Here is a 20297-nt window from a genome sequence, read left to right as displayed (position 1 = left end):
CTTAATATTTCGTTAACCATTTGTACTCCATTCATGAAAATCATTTGGGTAGGTTTAAATAGCAAAAGGACGCCCATTTCTCCATCATTATTTTTATCGTCAGTATGACATTGAACAGAAGGAACTTTGTGAAAAAGGCTGCCGCCGCATCGATGACCGGCATGGCGTTGCCGGATTTGATTTCTGCACCCCCCCAAGCCAAGCGGTCCTTGCGCATAGCACACATCACCGACATGCACCTGGACACACGAGCCATCGCAGGCACTAATGTGAAGAAGGTGCTGACGGAGATCAATGCGATGAAAGATAAACCCAATATGATCATCAACACCGGCGACAGCGTTTTTCGCTCCGACGGCCAACGCTATGAAGAAGCGGAAGCGCAGTGGGACCTGTTGGCAAAAACATTAAAACAAACCAATCGCATCCCGATGCGGAGTTGCATCGGTAATCACGATGTTTGGTATGGTCCCGACCCTCAAACCGACGAAACGTATAAGGCGCACAAGCGATATCACAAAAATTGGGTCTTGGAGGTGTTGGACTTGCCAGGTCGTTATTATTCCACTCCCATGAACGGCTGGCATTTTATCGCGCTCGATAGCATCAATAACAACGAATACGCTGTTGATGACGAGCAATTCGCCTGGCTAGAGAAGGAACTTCAGCGTATACCCGCTACAAGTCCTATATGCATCTTTAGTCATGTTTCTATTCTTTCAGTCATTCCGTTGATGCGAGCCTTGAAAGACGATAAAGTGGAGGATATCCATTACCCCGCATCGCGCCAGCACCGGGATGCTTTACAGCTGAAGAATTTGTTCTACAAACACGCGAATGTGAAACTTTGTCTGAGTGGCCATACACACCAGATTGACCATGTGGATTTTTTAGGCGTCCGCTACCTTTGTGGTGGGGCCGTGAGCGGAAATTGGTGGGGCGACCATCGCGATTCCGTCGTGTTCGATGAATTTCCGCCGGCCTATACGATCATCGACCTCTATGAAAATGGATCGATCCAGCATCAGCATGTTTTTTATGCGTTCTCAGAATAATTTATATCGTTTGGTTTAGGATTGGAGTGAGCACTTAGTTCAAAGATGACTGCACATTGTAATACTCATTGATATATAACCCCCTCACGTTAAAGTTCTTCGCCGCGCGTACGCCTCTGGCGTCCCTCGTTCGTGGGTTCGGGCTACCAAGCATCGTGAGGGAAGGGATACCCTTTACGCGTATTCCATCAGCCTATAGCTAGTCGCCAAAATCAAATTCATATTTCATTCGAAAATTGCATTGGCGACCGCCGATTTTGGAAGGCCTTCGGGACTCAGTTGTGACCAGGACGGCCTTGTTTTATTGGATTGATAGGTCACTATATTGGTTTTCAGGTCAATACGGGATAATTTTTCGGAAAAAATCGTGTCCTAAAAGCCGGGCAGTTCGGCGGGTAGTTTCGGGTTTATGAACCTGAAAAAAGCCATCGAAGACCATACTGCCAGGCATAGTAACTTCGATACAAGCCGCTCTTACATCTCCATTTCGCACTGTCTCCTTTCTGTAGATGAGTTGCTCGACCAGTATAGAAAGGGGGTTGAAGATTCACATTCGATCCGTTTGAAATGCTACAAAAGGGTACCAGATGGAAAAGGATATGGTCCACCGCTTGGTGAATATTTTTGGAGACAGGGTCCGAACCAGAACGGAAATATCGGCTTACGGCGGGTTAGTGATGGGGCGTCCGGATTTTGAATTTGACGGCGACCCTGGGGATTGCAAGAGCGTGTTGATGGATGCATGGATTCCGTTGAACGGCTGGCTTCCTCGGAAAGGGTACTATCAAATGCAGGGCTATATGCTGTACGCAAAAAAAAGCGGGCAGTGGTCATCTAAGAAAGTAGAGAAAGTGGGATCGTCCAGGACATTTGGTTGAGGCCAAATGAAGGGGTCCAGCGAGAAATCGATTCCAAATTTTCAACCGTTGCTTCGCGGTTTACGCAATTTTGTCCACCCAAATGTCTGTCGGTAGGCGGTAGTAATCTATCACCCAGCGCAGGTAATTTTTAATGCTGTCATTTGAATCCAAGTCAACCTCCGTAAGTTTTTTATAAACTTTGTTACTTTCGGTAGCGATGTCTGAATATTTTTTTCTGAACCATTCGAAAAATGATCGATCACTAAAGCCCTTGTAGGTCCGCGATAAAAGATCAAAATCTGCACGTGTGCCGGCATAGTTGATGATCCAATTTAAACGGTCTAAGTAGTTGGTTGGTGACTGTCGATGGTGCTGAAGGTTTAATCGCGCATCCGATACGTCTTTTTCATAAGGTACGCGAATGTCGAATCCATATTTGAATAGATCTCTCTCGATTCTTAAATCAAGCACGCTGGAGTTTAACGTTGCCGCGATTCCCTTATAGGATTGTTTCGCAGTAGCAGAATAAACTCCAAAAACTTTCCACAGAACTATGTGATGTATCTCATGGGCAACGGTATGAGCGTCTGAATTGGGAGGTGGAATCTGCTGCAATCGTATTTCACCCCTGCGACTTGCCTGTGCCCGAAGGCCGCGATCAAGATTATCTTCTAGCCATGATATTGGCATCTTCATCGGGAGCCTCTCATTTTCATAGTAGTCACGGAAGGACCCGCTGGACCCTATTAGTCCCTTTACTACCTTCTCTTCTAGGGGATCGATAACAGTCATAAAGTAATAATGTTAATGTTTTTGAACGTATTCGACTGCTGTGGCGAGTGCCGGATGGGCTTTCAAAAATCTAACAAAATCATCAACAGATTTGAACTCCATCTTTGGGTGCGTGAATCGATCTCGGTACTCAAATCCCAGACGCCCGACAAGTCTTTCATTGTCTTCACCTAGTCTGGGTTTTTGGGTTAAACGGTACCCTAGTGATTTTGCGAAACTGTATTGAGAAAGAAAGTATTCACGAAGCATAGCCAGGGTTTTAAATTCTATCGTGTTAAAAACGATCAACGGGTCGTGCGGTTCATCGGGTGTCACCAGCACGGTCACTGTTATGCTCCACTCGGAAATCGGTTCGTGAATTGTAGCCATTCAAAAAATATTGTATGATCGGGAAAAAACAAATGATGTCACTAGGTCACTATAAGTGATATTTCCTCGATGCGCTGATAAAGTAAAAAATGAAGTACGCTGACCAAATTCTCATCAACGTATCCAGTCCACCCATTATGTTTACCTTTTGATTTGAATAAAAGCTTATTATATCGAATGGATGGGTTGGAAACATCGTTGTCCAATAAAGTCCGAATCCCTTCCAAAATGCATCACATGTAGGGTGGTCCAGCCCAAATTCAACTCCAAGAGAATGCACTTTCAGAAAGAAAAAGAAAAGGACTAAATGGCCACCCAACAAAAACGCGAAAGGCTTCAAAACACTCTGACTGAATACGCTCGCGTACTTATGTGTCCACATTATTAGAAAATTTCCAATCAATGTCCAGGACCGCCAATTCTTGCCGAGATCTTTTTTTGTAATCTCATAGTGGATATCGTACTCGTGCTTTTGGAATTCTAAGGCTTCAAATTTATTGCCACTTGATATATAATTTAATTTTAGTTGTCGATAAGACTCTCTGAGTTTCTTAAGTTCTGCTGGGTCTAGGTCACTAATCGGACTATTGTTGATCGGATAAATCTTGTAATCCGACGGCCAACGTACATTTGTAAACGTCGTTTTAAGTAGGTATGAATCGCGGATGTTAATTGTGCACGTCTTTAGAAACTCAACATCATTAAAGTTGGCATCCCTTAAAATGGTGTTAGTGAGTAAGATTTCGTCGCGAATTTTCGATCCGTTAACCTGGAAAAAACCATAGTTATCAAAGCTGTCGAGATTCACTTTCCGGAAGTCAACGTTGTTGAAATGTAGTTTGTTTTTTTCGTTGGCAATGAACGCAGCAAGATCCAAATTGTCAATCTGTGCCTCCTTAGAAACTTTTTCTTTTTCGGCGTCTGAGTCTTTTGCTTTTATGACCCTTAGCTTGATATCGGTTTGCGCAACAAATTTCATGAGCAAGTAATGGCCACCTTCGATTGTCACATCCTTCATTTTTCCACTATCAAAGAAAAGACTACTTTCTTTATTTAGAATTAAACTAGTCTCGTCGGCGTCCAGCTTATCAAAATGTAGTTCAACCCTTTTGCACCGGACAACCTTAATGGAGTTAAACGTTCCAACGAAGTGCGCCTTAATCGATTCTTTGATAGGAGTGCATTTACCCATCTCCAGCTGTTTGAATTTTCCGTCAAAATATAAACTTCCACAACGTTCGGAAATTAAGAATCTGTCCTCTACTGAGCTTTTTGAATCAAAACTGACATGGTTTACATTTCTAATCATCAGCTCATGCAATATCTTCGTTCCTCTAAAGTCAACTTCATGAATATTTGTTGTTCCTCCTTTAATGTGTAAGGTAAGAATGTTACAGTTTTTTATTGTCAAGGTGCCACCCATTGTGCATGATGATACACCGAAATAGTCATTCGTAACACCGTCAAGCTCCAGCCCATTTGCAAATGCGCAACCGTTAAACGAAAAGCTAATTGCTGCATTAGCCGTAATGGATACGGACTGAAATTTACAGTCACTAATCGGTTGGCTGTTGAAGGGCTCTGTAATGGCTAGTGGCTCCGTGATGGTGTAACCAGTTAGGAGTGGCTTTGCGTTGTCGCCTTTTTTAAGCAATTCGATCGCTTCAGCTGCTGATATTTGTTTCATAATATGTTTGCCGTATGGGGAATGTTTGAAAACATGGTTTAGTCCTTTGAACTCGTTGACAGTGATCCCATACTTTGGAGATCAGAAGCCGGGCATACTGATCTTATTTGATAAAGAATCGCTCATCGAATCATTCATCTTTCCAATTGCATCGGCGATGACCTTCTCGTTCGTCTTTACGTATCTCATTAGGGTGTTCATTTTCCTTAGCCCCATATGTTCCATTAGGCTCCGATGGTTACCGCCAGCTTGGTCGTATAGGCTTGCGAACGTCGCGCGGCCGACGTGATGGTATAGACGGCGTTTGATGCTTATTCCTTTTGCAATTTCCTTCAAAAGCTCGTTACTGTATTGTTCATTGTAACGGTGAAATATCCTCCGGTCAGTGCGCTCGTTGATCTCATCTCCAAGAAGGATCCTGGCTAGATCGTTCAGGGGCTTGTTTATCACTTTCGTTCCGTATTTCCCTGTCTTGTGTGGTTTCAGGGCTCAACTTTCCATCCTGCGTAAAATTATCCAACGTTAGAGTCTTGAATACCCCATTTATTGCGAAACTTATGCGAAACAATTACGAAACAATACCCCAATTAAAAAGGCTGCTGGGATTACCCAAACAGCCTTTTTGGCTCAATCTTGTGGGAAAGTAGCCCCGGCAGGAATCGAACCTGCATCTTCAGAATCGGAATCTGAAATTCTATCCATTGAAATACGGAGCCCTGTTTTCAATTGCCTGCAAAAATAAGGAAAGGTTTGGGCCTAAAAAATCCCGCTGCTAAAAAGGGCTTGGTTTGGTGTGCTATCTTGGGGAAACGTTTAAAATTACGGCAATATGGCCATGAATCCCCATCACCAGGAGCTGTTGAAGCTCATCAAAGCCAAGGCGGGCAAAGCCACGCAACATACTTTTTCGGATAGCTACCTGGGCAACCCGCACCCGCGCTACGCCATCAACGCGCCCACCCTGCGCGCCATTGGCCGTGGATGGATAAAGGCACACCGGGAGATGCCGGCAAAAGGGTTTGTGCCGGTGCTCACCAGCCTCATCGAAGGGGAGTCGGCCACCGAGAAATTCATGGCCGGGGTGTTGCTGGACTACGCCACCCCAGACCAGCGCCAGTTCAAGCCGACGGTCTTTGGAGCATGGTTGGAGCACCTGGTGGGCTGGGCGGAAGTGGATGTGGTGTGCACCGGAAAATATACGCTCACGGAGATCCCCGCGCAGTGGCAAGCCTGGAAACCCTTGTTGCTCAAGTTTGCCAAAAGCAAGAACATTCAAACGCGCCGTGCTTCGCTGGTGTTGCTTTGCTCGCCGCTGAGCCGGAACGTGAACGCCGAGCTGGTGACCGTGGCGCTGCAAAACATCGACCGGCTGAAAGGCGAAAAAGACATCCTCATCACCAAGGCCATCTCGTGGCTGCTGCGCACCATGGTGAAGCATTACCGGGAGGCGGTGGAAGAATACCTGGGAGAAAATTCGGAAAGCCTTCCCCGCATTGCCGTGCGCGAGACGATGGTGAAGTTGAAGACGGGGCGGAAGACGTCGAAGAAGTTTTAACCGCAAAGGCGCAAAGGACGCAAAGTCACCGCGAAGCGCTTTGCGTTAACTTTGCGCCCTTTGCGTCTTTGCGGTTTAATTTGAGCGACCAGCCCCCACGTTAAATAACCCTCTCCCTACAGGAACGCATAACTTTTTTGATCGCATTGTTGTTTTATCCTCGTAAGCATTGAGTTTTATGAGAAGGAGCATAATGATTGCCATAGGGTTGTCCTTTATCACGATGGCCGTGGCGCAAAACAAATTGGAAGTAAAGATCGACAAGATCAAAAGCAACAAGGGCAACATCATCGTAGGCCTGTACGACAAAGACGATCATTTCCCCCGCAACGCCATGGAAGGCAAGATCGTGAAGGCCTCCAAAGACGGCGTAATCGTGGTCTTCGACAACGTGAAGCCGGGCAAATATGCTGTCAGCATCCTGCACGATGAAAACAAGAACAAAGACCTCGATCAAAACAGGCTCGGCATCCCCAAGGAAGGCTTCGGGTTTTCCAATAACGCCATGGGTGCCATTGGCCCACCTTCTTTTGAAAAAGCCTCCATCGAAGTGCTGGCCGACCGGAAAGACACCGTTATTGCTATTGATATGCGGTATATGATCGGCAAAAATAAGACGGACTGACCGTTGTCCTTGGTTTGGGATGGCGCATTTATCCCGGTTTAGCCTAAAAACCCAGACGCGGATTGATTTTTTTTAGTCTGTTGGGCAGCGTGTCGGTTTTGTTCAATTCTGAAAGAAGGGATGATCCTATTTTTGATAAAAAAAATAGCGATGACAACACCTTCCAATCTCCTCCTTGTGCTAACGGCCACCACCACCGCGCTGATGGCCGGCTTGTTTTATGCCTGGTCCGTTTCCGTCACCCCAGGCCTGGCCCATGTGACCGACCGCGAATATGTCGCGGCGATGCAGGCCATGAACCGGGCCATATTGAATCCCGTTTTTTTTGCCGCCTTCATGGGTACGCTCTTCTTGTTGCCGGTGAGCACCTACATGCACTATGCCCAACCGATGTCGGCGCGCTTCTGGTTTCTGCTGGCGGCCACCGTCGTCTATGTCGTGGGCGTCTTTGGCGTGACGATCGTAGGAAATGTGCCCTTGAACAACGCAATCGACGTCTTCCCCCTGGCCACCGCGTCCGACGCCGAAGTGACCGCCCGGCGCCTGTCTTTTGAAGGACCGTGGAATAGTCTGAACACGATCCGAACCTACGCTGCCGTGCTCGCCATCGTGTTGGTGATCCTGGCGTGTCTCAGTCCGAAGGAATCGGTAGCGGCGGCGTGATGTCGGTTTTGTTCTATCCTCATCCTGTATGACAGGTTAGGTTTGTCTTATTAAATACAGAAAGTTATGAAAACACATTTCTTCAAGGGACTGATGGTCGTGGCGCTGATGTCAGTCTCCCCTTTGGCGCAGGCAAACGTTCATCCTGATCCTGTTGCCCGTCGAAAGGACGACACCGTGAAAGACCAGGCGCTGATGATCCTGCAAGGCAAATGCAATGTTTGTCATGAACGCCAAAACCCCGGCAAAGTATTCACCGTCTCCAACATGGAAACCCATGCGCCGAAGATCTACAAGCAGGTGTTTGTGAAACAAAGGATGCCCCGGGGCAATGTGATCAAACTCTCCCAGGAGGAGAAAGACACGTTGCTGCGCTGGCTGGAAACGCAGGGCGTAGTGGGGGAGAAGAAGTAATGCTTGCGGCTGGCGCTAAGATTTGGTCTTGGATGCCCGGTGAATGTTTTTTAACAGCGACTTTTTCCCTTTGCTATCCCCGCGCAGTTCCCAGATCATGATACCCGATGCTTTTGTGCGCGCCAACTGTGTCTTTAACCGCATGGTAGGGATGCCGTTGTAATAGAGGATATGACCATCCGGCATTCTCCATTCATCCACGTTTTCCGCCCCGGGGAAAGCGGCCACAATTTCTTTATAGGTCTTGCTGGTGGCGCGCGAGGTCAGCTCGGGCCCGTAGCCGTAACCATAAAAAGGAACTCCCAGGTTCATGCGCTGCGGAGCGATCTTTCTTTCGATACCAAAATAATCAAGGTCTTCGACCGCATGGGCATAGGTAGCGTGTGGGCCGGGCTTATCCGGCCGCCATGGCCCCGTGCGGTCGTAGCTCATGACGTTCACAAAATCATATTGTGCCAATGCCTTGTCCGTAAACTGATCCTTATAATACACCGCGATCGCCGCCGTGATCAGCTTTTGCCGGGCATGTAAAGCCTGCGCCAACTCTACCACAAAGTTCTCGTAGTTCCCATCAATGTCCGTCCCCTCCAGGTCAACGTCCACACCATCGACATGGTACTTCTCGACTTCCGCCACCAGGTTTTGGATGAGCGCACTGCGCTTGTCGTCTTGCAACAACCGGTGATACTGCGGCTGCCGCGTCCCCCCGCCAATAGCAAACAACACTTTCACCTGTTTCTTATGCGCTCGCTCAACGAAGCCCCCCAGCGCACCCAGATCCCGCGTAAAATTCCCCACCGAATCCGGATTCAAAAACCAAAGGTTCACATGCGTAACATATTTAAAAGCCACGTCATCTTCCCCCGCCAAAGCCGACGCCAGCGAATAATACCCCACCACCCGAAAAGGCTCCCCAGGCTGTGCCTGGACAGCACTCCCCAAAAACGACAAGAGCACAGCAAAGCGAAAAAACAATTTCATATCATCCCAATTTCAAAGTTAAAAAATATCAAACAAAAGCACCTGCAAAAAGGACAACCCAAAAACTATCCCCCAACGACCAACTCTCAAAATATCGACTACTGGCTACTGACTACTGGCTACTGAGTACCGACTACTAAATTCTGGCTCCTGGCTCCTGGCTTCTGGCTCCTGAATACCGCCCCCTAGTAATCCGCCTGCCCAATCTCCAACCGATAAATCCTATTCTGCCCATCAACATGAAACTTAAAATACGTCCTAAAATCCCCCCACTGATCCGAATGAAATCGCCCATAAACATGCAACCCCTCGTTCTCCACCTTATCGATCGTCGTGAACCGTTCGTGCCCCAGCGCTTTTGTAAAAAAAGGGACGAAGCTCACTTTATTCCCATCGTCATACAACTCGGCATCCGCAGTGAACAACCCAAACCAGCCCTTGGCATCGCCTTTGTCGAGGGCCGTCAACGCGCGCTTGACAACGGGGTGTGTTAATTTGTCGGTCAGCATAGAATTTTCAATTTTCCCAGTACTAAATTAGGGGTAAAAATTTATCCGTACGCATACGCGTCGACCAATCATGTATACGCCCAGTGCTTTCCTGACCACCGACACAGCCGAAATGGTGGCCTTCATGAGGCGATTCAGCTTTGCCACCATCGTGACCGTAAAAAATAATTATCAAACGGCCACCCATTTGCCTTTTCTGGTTCGCGAGGTGGACAACACGGTGGTGCTCACCTCACACTTTGCCAAGGCCAACAAACAATGGATGGAGCTCGAGACCAACCCGGTGCTGGTCATTTTCAGCGAACCCCATGCCTTCATTTCTCCGAAACATTACGACAAAGTTCAGAACGTGCCCACCTGGAACTACATGGCGGTGCATGCCTATGGCCGGGGGAAAACATTGCCCGATCCGCAGCAAGCGGTTGCCGTGCTGGAACAAATGATAGAGACGTTCGAAGCCTCCTATCGCCAGCAATGGGACAGCCTGCCTCCCGACTTCAGGGAAAAAGCCGTCAATGGCATCATGGCCTTCGAGATCACTGTCACGGAACTGCAGGGCAAGAACAAGCTCAGTCAAAATAAAACCGAGGCCGAACGTCACCGCATCATCGAGACGCTTTCCAAAAGCGACCACGAGAGTGAGCGACAGATTGCCGCAGCAATGAAAGCGAGGGAAAAAGGATCGTGACGAAAAATCCGGGCCGACCTCGTGGAAAATGCAAAGCCCATTCATTCGTGCGCGATGAAAACATGTAATATTGTAGTTTAAAATAAGTTGTCAATGGAAGTTGGATCGCTCCTCGTGCTGGTCGGCATTGCTGTCGGGATTGTCATTCTGAAAACCTTTTATGACCAGGGAAAGAAAGCGCTATCGATCTTTCCGGACATCCATTCGGTGAACGTCGTTTACCGCGACAAAACAGCGCTAGGGTATTCCACTCGCTCGTGGAAGACAAAATTCGGTGGCGCCAGCCGTTCGCTCGATATTGTGGTGACGGATAACGAACTATGGCTGCGAAGTTTCTTGTTGCTGGCCGGCATCACCAAACAACACGACCTGCTGCACAAGATCCCGCTGGGCCGCATCACCTCCGCGAAAGAGAACAAAGAAGGCATCGTGCTGGTCTTTAAAGGTGAAAAAGGCGAAGGCAAACAAGTGGTGATCAACACCCGCGACAAAGCGGCGTTTTTAAAAAGCATACGCAAAGGGTGATGCCGTTGGGCCTTATCGAACACGAACGTTCCGAAACCGAACAAGCACAACCCAAAAATAAAGCTTAAGTTTACTGATAGTCAAATAGATGCCTTTGGCACTGGCATTGGTAGGAGTGCCGTGCACCTAACCCTGAAGTCATGCTGAAAAATTATGTGACCGTCGCCTTCCGTGCTTTCACACGGAACATCACCTTTTCCATCATTCATATCCTGGGGCTCTCCATCGGCATCAGCGCCGCGCTGGTCATCTATCTCCTGGTCCGCTATGAAAATAGTTTCGATACGTTTGAGGATGATGGCGACCGGATCTATCGCGTGGTGCTTCACATGAAATTTGGTGAAAGCGATGGGAACTCGCCGGCCGTGCCTGCGCCCGCGGCGATGGCCATTCAAAACGAGATCAGTGGTGTGGAGGCGACGGTACCCGTGATGCAATTCCAAGGCGATGCCACGGCAAAAGTGATGATCGCGCGGGCCGGCGAGCAGGTCGTGTTCAAGAAGCAGCCGGGGATGGTGTTTACCAACAATCCGTATTTTGATTTGCTTCCCTTCGAATGGCTTGCCGGGAGCAAAGCGTCGGCGTTGTCGAATCCTTTCTCGGTGGTGCTCACCGAAAGCAGGGCTGCACAATATTTTCCGGGCACGGTCTTGAGCGATGTGATCGGCAAGGAGATCCAATACAACGACGACCTGCCGGTGACCGTGACCGGTATCGTAAAAGACTTTGACAAACCTTCCGATCTCACCTCGCTTGAATTTATTTCCTACGCCACCATTGCAAAGACCAGTCTGCAGGACCAGTTCATGATGAACCTCTGGAACGATTGGATGGCCTATTCCAAACTGTATCTCAAGCTCTCGAAAGGAAGCAACGCCGCCGATGTACTGGCGCGCATGAATGTGATGTTTCAAAAATATGGTTCCCACAAGGATGAGCAGAATCAACTGGATTTCGGGCTACAACCTCTGAACGATATTCACTTCAATTTGCAGTATGCCGGTTTTGGTCAACGCACGGCCGACCGGAAAGTGCTGATGGGTCTGCTGGCCATAGCAACATTTTTATTGCTGCTGGCGTGTATCAACTTTACCAACCTGGCCACGGCGCAGGCATCGCAGCGGGCGCGCGAGATCGGCATCCGCAAGACATCGGGTGGTTCGCGAAGTCAATTGGTGTTCCAGTTTTTAAGCGAAACATTTTTCATCACCTTGCTGGCCATGCTGGTTTCGGCTGGTCTGACGCCCGCGTTGCTACAGTGGTTTGCTGAATTTCTTCCCCCCGGACTTCACTTCGACCTCTTCCGCGAACCTTCGGTGATGGCCTTCCTGGTCGTGCTCACGCTGGCAGTCAGTTTTGTGGCGGGGTTGTATCCGGCCATTATTCTTTCGGGCTACAAACCTTCGGCAGTGCTAAAGAGCCAGGCGTTTGCCGGCATGCCTACACGCCGCTCCGGCATTCGAAAGGTGCTCACCGTCTCGCAATTTGTCATTGCCCAATTCTTTGTCATTGCCGCTTTCATGGTGGGCAAACAAATTCACTTTGCGTTGACCCAGGATTTGGGCTACCGCAAAGAAGCCATTCTGAATTTTGAATTGCCGCGCGACACAACACATTACGACAGGATCCTGAACGAAATTTCCAATCTTCCGGAAGTAGAAAATATGAGCATCGGATTTCTTCCGCCCGCCATGGAGGGAGGGGCCTATGCCAACATCACCTACGACGATGGCACCGAATCAAAGTCCGTTGCCAACGATCGGCTGCGCACGGTCCAACTGCGCTTTGGCGATCCCAACTACCTCGACGTTTACCAAATCAAATTGGTCGCCGGCCGCAACGTGCGCGCAGGCAGGAACGTCGATGAAGCGTTGATCAACGAGAGCTATGCAAAGGCCTTGGGTTTCCGTCAGCTCGCAGATGCGATAGGCAAGGAGCTTACGTTCTCCGGAAAAAAGAAAGTACCCATTGTAGGCGTCATGCAGGATTTTCATGAAGGATCGCTCCACAACCCGATCGGACCGCTGGTGTACCAGTCGCGAACACAAGGTGGTTTTGTTCACGTGGCCCTGCGACCGCAACCCCGGGGCACGCATCAATGGCAAGACGCCATCGCCAAGATCGGCAAGACCGTAAACGAAGCCTATCCCGATGCAGAGTTCAACTACCGGTTTTTCGACGACACCATCGCGCAACTCTATGCGACGGAACGCAATACTTCTGTGCTGCTGAATTGGGCCACGGGGTTGTCGGTGCTCATCAGTTGCCTGGGGCTGCTCGGATTGGTGATGTATACTTCGGCGGCGCGCACCAAAGAGATCGGCGTGCGCAAAATTTTGGGCGCTTCCGTTTCTCACATTGTGTCGCTGTTGTCGGCAGAATTTGTGAAGCTGGTGTTGATCGCTTTTGTGATTGCCGCTCCCTTGGCCGCGTGGGCGATCGATAGGTGGTTGCAGAGCTTTGCGTACCGGACCCCGATCAGTTGGTGGGTGTTTGTGGTGAGCGGTGTGATGCTGATCGTGGTGGCGCTGATCACGTTGAGCGTGCAGACCATTCGGACGGCACGGGCAAATCCGGTGAATAGTTTAAGGAACGAGTGACGCCTAACGGAATGAACCCTTGAGACCGGAGTTTCAAGGGTTTAGACCGGTTGACTAGGTGACACGGGAATAGCCGCCTAGAAGAGGCTGTTAAAGCTTCCATCGGCCAATATTTTGTCGGTGGCCGTTCCTAATTTCTGATAAATATTGAGATTCAAAAAAGGTCCCATGCTGATCCGCTTCACACCGGCGCTTTGCAGGCTTTTAAAATCGGGCAGGCCTGGGATGCACATGACGTTGATGGGAAGCTTCGAACGCCCTGTCACCTTGGCGATGTCCTCGATGTTTTTGATGCAAGGAAGGAATATTCCGTGCACGCCGGTGTTTTGATAAGCGTCTATCCGCGACAAGGCGTCTTCCAGTGCATTCGGTAAGGCGAGCAAAAAGGAATCGGACCGCACATTGATGAACATTTTTATGTTTACTGTTTCTAACAGCTTGACAATGCGTTTTAATTTTTCCGCAAAGGCTCCGGCATCGACGATGCTCCTTTTTCCATTCACCACGACCGAGTCTTCAATGTTGATGCCCACGACACCGAGTTCGCTCAGCCGGGTAATGGCGGCGGCGATTTCTTCCGGTGTGTCTCCATAGCCGGCTTCAAAATCGACCGATAAGGGGAGGGAGACGGAGGAGGTAATGCGTTTTATAACAAAGAGATAATCTTCGAGGCCCATTCCCTGACCATCCGCAAAGCCCAACGTTTCCGCTACGGCCGCACTGGAGGTGGCCAGCGCTTTAAGTTGATGCTGTTCAAAGACTTTGGCGCTTTGAACATTCCAGGCATTGCCGATGAGCAGAGGCTCGGGTTGGTGATGTAGTTTCAGGAAATCGTCAAATCTATTTTTCATAGGATAAAGATTAAATTTTTATTTTGAATGTTCAGCCGTGATCCGGAAAATCATTTATGTGTTCTCCAGCCGGATGCTTCTTCGGAGAACGTAAAATGTATACTTCCGTTGCGCGTTGTGAGCATAAATTGAAATACAAAATGACCGGCGCGCGACCGGTCATTTTGTACTTGCGGCATCACGAAGCCACGACCAGCCCGGCCTCCGCGCCAAACGCGTGATCGACAACGATCTTCCAGCTGCCATCGGGTTGTTGCTTCATCACTTCGATGCCCTTGGCGCTGATCTTCACGTCGCCGTTGTCGGTGATGTTCCACTCGGAGCGGCCCACGGCGATATTCCCGGTTTGCAGGCAATACACGGTTTTGATTTCCATTTTGCCCTTGATGGATAAGATGCCTTTTATGGCTTCTTCAAATTTTGCATGCCCCGACACGGGTTTTCCGGGCTCAGGAACAATAATGCCTGAAACATCATACATGCTCATGACAACGTCGACATTTCCGGTGTTGAAGGCGTTAGCCAGTGTGGCGTGAACTTCTTCTGCTTTTCTAGGTGCTCTCATCTTGTTTGACTTTTTAGTTTGTTTTAACTGCTGTAAAATTAGATTCGATGAGCGGCCTGGAATTGTATAAATCGGAACAGTCTAAATATTGCTTAAAATTTGATTGATCGGTGTGGCCTGTGTGGAAAATGAGCTCGGCGTGAGCCCGGTGAATGATTTGAATTCGCGGATAAAGTGCGACTGGTCGAAGTATCCGGAGTCGTAGCCGACGCTGGTCATTTTTTGATCGCCGCCTTGCATGAGCTGCAAGCTGTATTGAAACCGGTTGATCTGGCAAAACAGCTTGGGTGTGAGGCCCGTGTACTGCGAAAACAGTCGGTGGACGTACCGCGGCGAAATTTTGTTCCGTTCGGAAACCCTGCCGATGCGTTCACCCTCCGCATGATTTTTCAAACCGTTGGCGATGGCTTCCACCAACCGGATGCGGGCATGCTTTTTCTCCGACGCGGCCAGCCGGTTCAATAAATAATTTTCGAGCATGGCAATTCGATCTTTGGGGTCTGTGAAGGTCAGCAACAGTTCGTGTAGATTGTTGAGCGATGGTCCAAAGACGTCAACGGCGTTGGTGATCTCATTGTTGAAGACGGAGATGTCTTCGTCAAAGAAATACGCCGCGGTATGCGGATGAAACCGGACCCCCAACATAAAATTCTTTCCCACCGATCGCACTTCCAAGGGTTTGGTGATTTGTCCCCACAACTCGACAGCGGGGGTCGTATAAAAGGCTTCGTCTTTTTTGGTTTTCCAAAGCCCGTTGCCCAGGTTAAAGATGAGCTCCAGGTTTCCGCTGGGAAACACCAGGTCGTCGAACGCGTGGGCCGATGGTGCATCATAATAATAGAAGCGCTTTACATATTGTTTCAGCGCTTCCTGTGGACGGATCTCGGTGAACATATTGCTTATTGTTGAACCCGGTTGCTGCTAAACGAATCGCGATACATTTTCCAACCTTCTTCGGTCTTTTTCCAGAGCACGAGAAATTTGCCATCGTCAAACAGCTTGCCTTGAGCGTCGAACGATTGCCAGAGGCCTTCTTCTGTCACGTATTCTTTTCCGTCGCCATAGACAGCGGTCGTAATGAACTTGCCGTTTTTGAGACCGAATTCTTCATAGGCTGTTTTAAAGAACTGTGCAGCCGCTTCCCGGCCACACATGGCGGGAGCGTTGGGGGCGAGGATGCAGGCGTCTTTGGCGTAGCGGTTCACAAAAATGGAGGGGTCGTTCTTGGCAAAAGACTCAAAATAAATAGCGTTGCTGGCGGCGATCGCTTTTTTGGCTTCTTCCAGGGAAATGTTCCCGGATTGGGCGTGTGCAAATGAGCATCCCAGGGCTAACAGGGCAAAGATGGCTTTTTCGATTTTTTTCATGGCGTTTGTTTTTTTATGTAAAAATCCGCCATGGGGATCTGCTAAAAAGTGATCTATGTCACTAATTTGAGATCACCCTTTCTTTGTAAACCGGCTCAACGTTTCGCGGGACACGCCCAGGTAGGCCGCTACGGTTTTTTTGGACAATCGTTGCATGAGCCGGGGGTATTCCTGGAGCAGGAGTTCGTAGCGCTGCTGGGAATCGGACGTGAGGTAGGTGAGGAGCCTTTTCTGTTGTTTGGTGAAGCTGTCGTTCGCCTTTTTCCGAAAGAAATGTTCCATTTTATGAAAGGTGGCACACAGCTTTTCACGGTTTTCGAAGGAGAGGCTCAGCAATTCGGAGTCTTCCACGGCGGAGATATTGAAGATGGCTTTCGCGTGATGGTAGAAGGCGTTTTGATCGGTGATCCAGCAGCCCTCGTCGGAAAACTGGATGATGTGTTCTTTGCCGTCGGGCGCGGTGAAGGTGGAGGTGAGAAATCCCTTCTTTGTCCAGTAGGTGTGATGCACGGCGTCGCCGGCGCGGATGAGGAGTTGGTGTTTTTCCAGTTTCTTGGGCGAGAAGTAAGCAAGGATCCCTTCGAACTCCGCGTCGTCGATTTTGATGAATTGCTCCAGGTGTTTTCGAAAGGTTGCGTTGGATTCGGGAGAGGGTTTCATGGTATTAGAACAATACGGAACGGATCGGGCTTTGGTTCTGGTTGCGCATTTGGTTTCAAACTGAAAATTAAATTACTTTTACCCTGTGTAGACGTGTCGTTACTTCGCATGTCACAATTTCAGTCCACATGATATCGAACAGGAAATCAATTTTTTTCGCTTGCGCCATGAGTGTTATCTGTGCCGATACATTTTCCCAAATCGCAAACGACTCCCTGAACAGAAAAGCAAGTTACATCATTCGGGCCAATAGTTATAAGCCGGGTATTTATACTTCTTTTGAAGAATTTAAATACAATAGCCCTGCCATTGTCGATCATTACACTTTTGACGGCAAGCGATTCTGGACCGACCGGACCGGCGAAAAGAAAAAGATCAAACGGAAAACCATATGGGGGTATAGTGACGGCAAGCACCTATACGCCCGATGGAATAGATATCCCGAAATAACCGTGCTGGGGCGTTACTGTTATTTCCAGGAAAAGGGTGTTGGTTTCACACTCATTCCGTATTCCGATCGGGTCATCATCAACTACAACACCGGCGCGATCTACCTGCTCAACAAACGACTGGCAAAAAAGATCTTGGAAACCGATCCCGAGTTGCTGGCGGAATTCATGAAAGAAAGATCGAAAAAGAAAATGCTGTTGGAATACATCATGAAATACAACTTTCGGAATCAATCGAAAATTCAATGAGACCTCGTGCGTTAACTTTCCAAGTCCCCATTCACTCAGACCGCAACCGGCTAGCCGGATTCGCCAATGCCGCCCGAATCGTGTGATAACTGACGGTGAACAAAGCGATCACCGCAGACACCAATCCCGCCACGGCGAACGTGCTCCAGGAAATGGAGATTTTATATACATAATCTTCCAGCCAACGTTGCATCATATACCAGGCTAGCGGCGTGGCAATAACCAGAGCGATAAAAAGCAGCGTCATAAAATTCCGTGTGAGCAGCTGAAAAATGCTTCCTGTCGTAGCCCCCAAGACCAGCCGGATGCTGATCTCCTTGCTTCGTTGTTCGGCTAAAAAGGCCGAGAGCGCAAACAATCCCAGGCAAGCCAACAGAATGGCCAGCGCGGCAAAGCCTGTGAAAATCTGTTGTGTGCGATGAACTTCTTCGTACATGGCCGCGTAGCGTTGATCCAGGAAAGTATATCGAAGGACTTGATGTGGCGAGAATTTTTTCCATAGACCGGATACCGATTCGATCGCCCGCTGAAAATCTTTCGAACCGACTTTCACCATCACGATGTTTGAACTCCGGCCGATGACGACGCACAAAGGCTCGATATGTTTTTTCAATGTCTCAAAGTGAAAGTCTTCCATGACGCCAATTACATTCCATTTCTGATTCCAGGGATTGACGATGGCACGGCCAACAGCATCATGCAGGTTCAGCGCGTTGGCCATGGTCTGGTTGATGATGACGGCCTGTGAATCCGAAGCCAACTCCACATTGAAGTTTCGTCCTGCTACAAGGTCAATACCCAGCGTAGGTAAATAGTCATGATCGACGGACCAGATTTGTGCACCGACGCCTTCTTCCGGTTCTTTCGCTCCCTCCGCCCAAAAAGGATTGCCGTTGCGCGCGGCGCCCTCCAGGGGAAGATAGCCACTGATGGTGACGTTTTTTATGTTGGGTAATTGCACAAGCTCGTTTTTAAATGCAACGATCTGGTCACCCAGGGTGTGCGTGTCTTGAAGGATAAGCACCTGGTCCTTATCAAATCCTAATTTCTTGGTGAGAATGAAATGCATCTGTTGCTGGATGACGAGCGTGGCAACGATGAGGATGATGGAAATGCTAAACTGGAAGACGACCAGCAGGCTTCGGATGGAGCTCCGGGCGCCTAGCGTGGTGTGGCCTTTCAACACGTCCACGGGCTTGAAGGAAGAAAGATAAAAAGAAGGATAGATCCCGGCGACAAAGCCGATCAACACCGCTCCTAAAAAGAGGAGGGGGACGAACCACCAGGCTTCCCAGGGAAATGTTAGCGGACTGGCAAGAAGCGTATTGAAGGAGGGCAGGGAGGTACGCGCCAAAGCAAGCCCCAGGGCAAAGGAAATAAAACTGAAGACCAGCGACTCGATCAAAAACTGGTTGACCAGTTGACTCCTCGGCGAACCCACGACTTTGCGAAGGCCGACTTCTTTGGCGCGATGGGCCGACCGCGCCGTAGAAAGATTGATAAAGTTGATGCAAGCGATAGTCAGAATAAAAAACGCGATGGCGCCAAAGAGCCACGCATAACGGATGTCACCATGCGGCAGGTTGTCGCCTACCCCCGCCGTGTTTAAATGGATATCGCGGACAGGCTGTAGTTTAAAATGAAGACTTTTCACCCAGGCCATCAAGCTGCGATCGTCTCCACTGGCGGCGGCCGAAGGCACAAAGTATTTGCCGATGAGGGCGTCCATCTTCTTTTCCAGCGCGGCAACGTCCGTCCCAGGCCTGACACGGATATAGTCCAAGTAATTGCTCGACATCCAGGCTGTTTTTTCGCCTTTCCAGAATTCCTTCCCGGCAAGGGAAATAAGAAAGTTAAATTGAAAGTGGGTGGTGGCGGGAGGATCCTGTACGACACCCGAGATCGTGTACACTTGCGTCTCGTCATTGTTCAGGATCAGGATTTTGCCCACCGGGTCTTCGTGTGCAAAATATTTGTCGGCTATACGCTGCGTGATCACGATGGTGTTGGGTTCAAGCAATACCTTTTGTGCGTTGCCGCGAATAAAAGATAGTTCAAAGATGTCGGCCAAACCTTGGTCTACATAAACAAACCCTTCTTCGTGCGCACTCTCAATTTCATCTCCGCGCCTTACCGTATTGCCTCCGGCCCCGGCATTTGCTGACGGATTGTAGTGGCCCGCCAATTCAATTTCAGGATACTCATCCTGGAGGGCTTTGGCAAAAGGAGCCGGGAAGTATACGCCCCGTTCGGTCTCCCCATGGAGATTACTTTCGCGATAGACCCGGTACACCAGATCGCCCTTTTGATAATGCTGATCGTAAGTAAGCTCCCGGCGGACAAACAAGGTGATTAAAATGCAGGTGCCGATGGCAATGGCCAGCCCACCGATCTTGATGCCGGTGTAGAGCCGCTGACGAGACATGGTTCTCCAGGCAATCTTAAAGTAATTTTCAAACATGGCGAGGTGATTTACGGATGACGACGATGATCTTTTCTTTATCGCAAAAGGCTGGAGGAAGAGCAACACGTTGATCACAAACAGAAAATCCGCCCTCTTTTTTCCAAGGACAGGACGCCGGCGGGCATAAAGCTCCTCCAGGTCGCCCAACACGGCTTCCGACAAGTGATCGTTACAAAACCATCGAAAAAAGCGCATGGCCCACTGAGGCGGCCGTGCTTTTTCTGGACTGGGTTGGTTCATGGCTTTCTTTTTCAGACAGAAGGGGGTTTTCCTTAATGTTTGTTTCACCTTTGCCTAATTACCGGCGGAAAGGTAAAAGGTTGCAAGGGGCGACAAAAAAAATGTGAGTCGAGAGTCATCCTTTGGCAT

Annotated in this window: 21 protein-coding genes and 1 tRNA gene; 10 read left to right on the top strand and 12 right to left on the bottom strand. The window is 49.1% G+C overall.

Annotation, left to right across the window (positions count from 1 at the left end; translation table 11 throughout):
* Positions 1–104: 104 nt before the first annotated feature.
* Together D4L85_RS34085 and D4L85_RS34080 are read left to right on the top strand one after the other, a co-directional pair.
* On the top strand, positions 105–1055 hold the full coding sequence (locus D4L85_RS34085; protein ID WP_119758557.1) for a metallophosphoesterase family protein: 951 nt from the start codon (positions 105–107) through the stop codon (positions 1053–1055).
* 587 nt (positions 1056–1642) lie between these two features.
* Positions 1643–1933 (top strand): hypothetical protein, encoded by a 291-nt coding sequence (locus D4L85_RS34080; protein ID WP_119758556.1) that lies wholly within the window; start codon positions 1643–1645, stop codon positions 1931–1933.
* A gap of 60 nt (positions 1934–1993) precedes the next feature.
* Here D4L85_RS34080 and D4L85_RS34075 read toward each other — a convergent pair whose 3' ends face one another.
* The 4 genes from D4L85_RS34075 to D4L85_RS34055 all read right to left on the bottom strand — a co-directional run bounded on the left by D4L85_RS34075 (position 1994) and on the right by D4L85_RS34055 (position 5479).
* On the bottom strand, positions 1994–2707 hold the full coding sequence (locus D4L85_RS34075; RefSeq protein ID WP_119758555.1) for a hypothetical protein: 714 nt from the start codon (positions 2705–2707) through the stop codon (positions 1994–1996).
* Between the two features lie 12 nt (positions 2708–2719).
* Positions 2720–3076, bottom strand: coding sequence for a hypothetical protein (locus D4L85_RS34070; protein ID WP_119758554.1), 357 nt, complete (start codon positions 3074–3076; stop codon positions 2720–2722).
* A 49-nt stretch (positions 3077–3125) separates the two neighbouring features.
* Entirely contained in the window at positions 3126–4763 is a 1638-nt protein-coding gene (locus D4L85_RS34065) for a hypothetical protein (RefSeq protein ID WP_119758553.1), read from the bottom strand.
* A gap of 644 nt (positions 4764–5407) precedes the next feature.
* Positions 5408–5479, bottom strand: a tRNA-Arg gene (locus D4L85_RS34055).
* A 113-nt stretch (positions 5480–5592) separates the two neighbouring features.
* Here D4L85_RS34055 and D4L85_RS34050 point away from each other — a divergent pair.
* From D4L85_RS34050 to D4L85_RS34035, 4 genes are all read left to right on the top strand, one after another.
* Positions 5593–6318 carry a DNA alkylation repair protein gene (locus D4L85_RS34050; RefSeq protein ID WP_119758551.1) on the top strand — a complete coding sequence of 242 codons (726 nt, stop codon included), beginning with the start codon at positions 5593–5595 and terminating at the stop codon, positions 6316–6318.
* 178 nt (positions 6319–6496) lie between these two features.
* On the top strand, positions 6497–6943 hold the full coding sequence (locus tag D4L85_RS34045) for a DUF2141 domain-containing protein (protein ID WP_119758550.1): 447 nt from the start codon (positions 6497–6499) through the stop codon (positions 6941–6943).
* A 150-nt stretch (positions 6944–7093) separates the two neighbouring features.
* Positions 7094–7606 (top strand): anthrone oxygenase family protein, encoded by a 513-nt coding sequence (locus D4L85_RS34040; RefSeq protein ID WP_119758549.1) that lies wholly within the window; start codon positions 7094–7096, stop codon positions 7604–7606.
* A gap of 66 nt (positions 7607–7672) precedes the next feature.
* Positions 7673–8020, top strand: coding sequence for a hypothetical protein (locus D4L85_RS34035; RefSeq protein ID WP_119758548.1), 348 nt, complete (start codon positions 7673–7675; stop codon positions 8018–8020).
* A gap of 15 nt (positions 8021–8035) precedes the next feature.
* On the opposite strand, the gene D4L85_RS34030 is transcribed toward D4L85_RS34035, so the two are convergent.
* Both D4L85_RS34030 and D4L85_RS34025 read right to left on the bottom strand, forming a co-directional pair.
* Positions 8036–9001 carry a glycosyl hydrolase family 18 protein gene (locus D4L85_RS34030; RefSeq protein WP_119758547.1) on the bottom strand — a complete coding sequence of 322 codons (966 nt, stop codon included), beginning with the start codon at positions 8999–9001 and terminating at the stop codon, positions 8036–8038.
* 185 nt (positions 9002–9186) lie between these two features.
* Entirely contained in the window at positions 9187–9510 is a 324-nt protein-coding gene (locus D4L85_RS34025; protein ID WP_119758546.1) for a hypothetical protein, read from the bottom strand.
* A 70-nt stretch (positions 9511–9580) separates the two neighbouring features.
* Between D4L85_RS34025 and D4L85_RS34020 the strand changes: the two genes are divergently transcribed.
* The 3 genes from D4L85_RS34020 (at position 9581) to D4L85_RS34010 (ending at position 13323) form a co-directional block, all read left to right on the top strand.
* On the top strand, positions 9581–10198 hold the full coding sequence (locus D4L85_RS34020; RefSeq protein ID WP_119758545.1) for an FMN-binding negative transcriptional regulator: 618 nt from the start codon (positions 9581–9583) through the stop codon (positions 10196–10198).
* 93 nt (positions 10199–10291) lie between these two features.
* Entirely contained in the window at positions 10292–10723 is a 432-nt protein-coding gene (locus D4L85_RS34015) for a hypothetical protein (RefSeq protein ID WP_119758544.1), read from the top strand.
* 140 nt (positions 10724–10863) lie between these two features.
* The gene (locus D4L85_RS34010; protein ID WP_119758543.1) at positions 10864–13323 is read left to right on the top strand and encodes an ABC transporter permease; all 2460 of its coding nucleotides are present in this window, start codon (positions 10864–10866) and stop codon (positions 13321–13323) included.
* A 77-nt stretch (positions 13324–13400) separates the two neighbouring features.
* On the opposite strand, the gene D4L85_RS34005 is transcribed toward D4L85_RS34010, so the two are convergent.
* From D4L85_RS34005 to D4L85_RS33985, 5 genes are all read right to left on the bottom strand, one after another.
* Entirely contained in the window at positions 13401–14174 is a 774-nt protein-coding gene (locus tag D4L85_RS34005; protein WP_119758542.1) for an isocitrate lyase/PEP mutase family protein, read from the bottom strand.
* Positions 14175–14352: 178 nt separating this feature from the next.
* Positions 14353–14739: a YybH family protein gene (locus D4L85_RS34000; RefSeq protein WP_119758541.1), complete on the bottom strand. Its 387-nt coding sequence runs from the start codon at positions 14737–14739 to the stop codon at positions 14353–14355.
* 81 nt (positions 14740–14820) lie between these two features.
* Entirely contained in the window at positions 14821–15633 is an 813-nt protein-coding gene (locus D4L85_RS33995; RefSeq protein ID WP_119758540.1) for a helix-turn-helix domain-containing protein, read from the bottom strand.
* 5 nt (positions 15634–15638) lie between these two features.
* Positions 15639–16106, bottom strand: coding sequence for a DUF4440 domain-containing protein (locus D4L85_RS33990; protein ID WP_119758539.1), 468 nt, complete (start codon positions 16104–16106; stop codon positions 15639–15641).
* A 72-nt stretch (positions 16107–16178) separates the two neighbouring features.
* Complete coding sequence (locus D4L85_RS33985; RefSeq protein WP_119758538.1) at positions 16179–16766, bottom strand: Crp/Fnr family transcriptional regulator; 588 nt, start codon at positions 16764–16766, stop codon at positions 16179–16181.
* Positions 16767–16933: 167 nt separating this feature from the next.
* Between D4L85_RS33985 and D4L85_RS33980 the strand changes: the two genes are divergently transcribed.
* Positions 16934–17464, top strand: coding sequence for a hypothetical protein (locus tag D4L85_RS33980; protein WP_119758537.1), 531 nt, complete (start codon positions 16934–16936; stop codon positions 17462–17464).
* A 31-nt stretch (positions 17465–17495) separates the two neighbouring features.
* Here D4L85_RS33980 and D4L85_RS33975 read toward each other — a convergent pair whose 3' ends face one another.
* Positions 17496–20168 carry an ABC transporter permease gene (locus D4L85_RS33975; RefSeq protein ID WP_228450723.1) on the bottom strand — a complete coding sequence of 891 codons (2673 nt, stop codon included), beginning with the start codon at positions 20166–20168 and terminating at the stop codon, positions 17496–17498.
* Positions 20169–20297: the final 129 nt, after the last annotated feature.

The sequence above is a fragment of the Chryseolinea soli genome (assembly GCF_003589925.1).
Classification (GTDB): Bacteria; Bacteroidota; Bacteroidia; order Cytophagales; family Cyclobacteriaceae; genus Chryseolinea; species Chryseolinea soli.
Note: the sequence above shows the minus strand (reverse complement) of the source record. Positions and strands in the feature narration are given on the sequence as shown.

Coding starts and splice junctions, on each gene's coding strand:
- D4L85_RS34005 (WP_119758542.1), bottom strand. CDS start 14,174: ATGAAAAATAGATTTGACGATTTCCTGAAACTACATCACCAACCCGAG.
- D4L85_RS33990 (WP_119758539.1), bottom strand. CDS start 16,106: ATGAAAAAAATCGAAAAAGCCATCTTTGCCCTGTTAGCCCTGGGATGC.
- D4L85_RS34065 (WP_119758553.1), bottom strand. CDS start 4,763: ATGAAACAAATATCAGCAGCTGAAGCGATCGAATTGCTTAAAAAAGGC.
- D4L85_RS34035 (WP_119758548.1), top strand. CDS start 7,673: ATGAAAACACATTTCTTCAAGGGACTGATGGTCGTGGCGCTGATGTCA.
- D4L85_RS34075 (WP_119758555.1), bottom strand. CDS start 2,707: ATGACTGTTATCGATCCCCTAGAAGAGAAGGTAGTAAAGGGACTAATA.
- D4L85_RS34040 (WP_119758549.1), top strand. CDS start 7,094: ATGACAACACCTTCCAATCTCCTCCTTGTGCTAACGGCCACCACCACC.
- D4L85_RS34010 (WP_119758543.1), top strand. CDS start 10,864: ATGCTGAAAAATTATGTGACCGTCGCCTTCCGTGCTTTCACACGGAAC.
- D4L85_RS34025 (WP_119758546.1), bottom strand. CDS start 9,510: ATGCTGACCGACAAATTAACACACCCCGTTGTCAAGCGCGCGTTGACG.
- D4L85_RS33985 (WP_119758538.1), bottom strand. CDS start 16,766: ATGAAACCCTCTCCCGAATCCAACGCAACCTTTCGAAAACACCTGGAG.
- D4L85_RS34015 (WP_119758544.1), top strand. CDS start 10,292: ATGGAAGTTGGATCGCTCCTCGTGCTGGTCGGCATTGCTGTCGGGATT.
- D4L85_RS33995 (WP_119758540.1), bottom strand. CDS start 15,633: ATGTTCACCGAGATCCGTCCACAGGAAGCGCTGAAACAATATGTAAAG.
- D4L85_RS33980 (WP_119758537.1), top strand. CDS start 16,934: ATGAGTGTTATCTGTGCCGATACATTTTCCCAAATCGCAAACGACTCC.
- D4L85_RS34070 (WP_119758554.1), bottom strand. CDS start 3,076: ATGGCTACAATTCACGAACCGATTTCCGAGTGGAGCATAACAGTGACC.
- D4L85_RS34000 (WP_119758541.1), bottom strand. CDS start 14,739: ATGAGAGCACCTAGAAAAGCAGAAGAAGTTCACGCCACACTGGCTAAC.
- D4L85_RS34085 (WP_119758557.1), top strand. CDS start 105: ATGACATTGAACAGAAGGAACTTTGTGAAAAAGGCTGCCGCCGCATCG.
- D4L85_RS34045 (WP_119758550.1), top strand. CDS start 6,497: ATGAGAAGGAGCATAATGATTGCCATAGGGTTGTCCTTTATCACGATG.
- D4L85_RS34030 (WP_119758547.1), bottom strand. CDS start 9,001: ATGAAATTGTTTTTTCGCTTTGCTGTGCTCTTGTCGTTTTTGGGGAGT.
- D4L85_RS33975 (WP_228450723.1), bottom strand. CDS start 20,168: ATGAACCAACCCAGTCCAGAAAAAGCACGGCCGCCTCAGTGGGCCATG.
- D4L85_RS34080 (WP_119758556.1), top strand. CDS start 1,643: ATGGAAAAGGATATGGTCCACCGCTTGGTGAATATTTTTGGAGACAGG.
- D4L85_RS34020 (WP_119758545.1), top strand. CDS start 9,581: ATGTATACGCCCAGTGCTTTCCTGACCACCGACACAGCCGAAATGGTG.
- D4L85_RS34050 (WP_119758551.1), top strand. CDS start 5,593: ATGGCCATGAATCCCCATCACCAGGAGCTGTTGAAGCTCATCAAAGCC.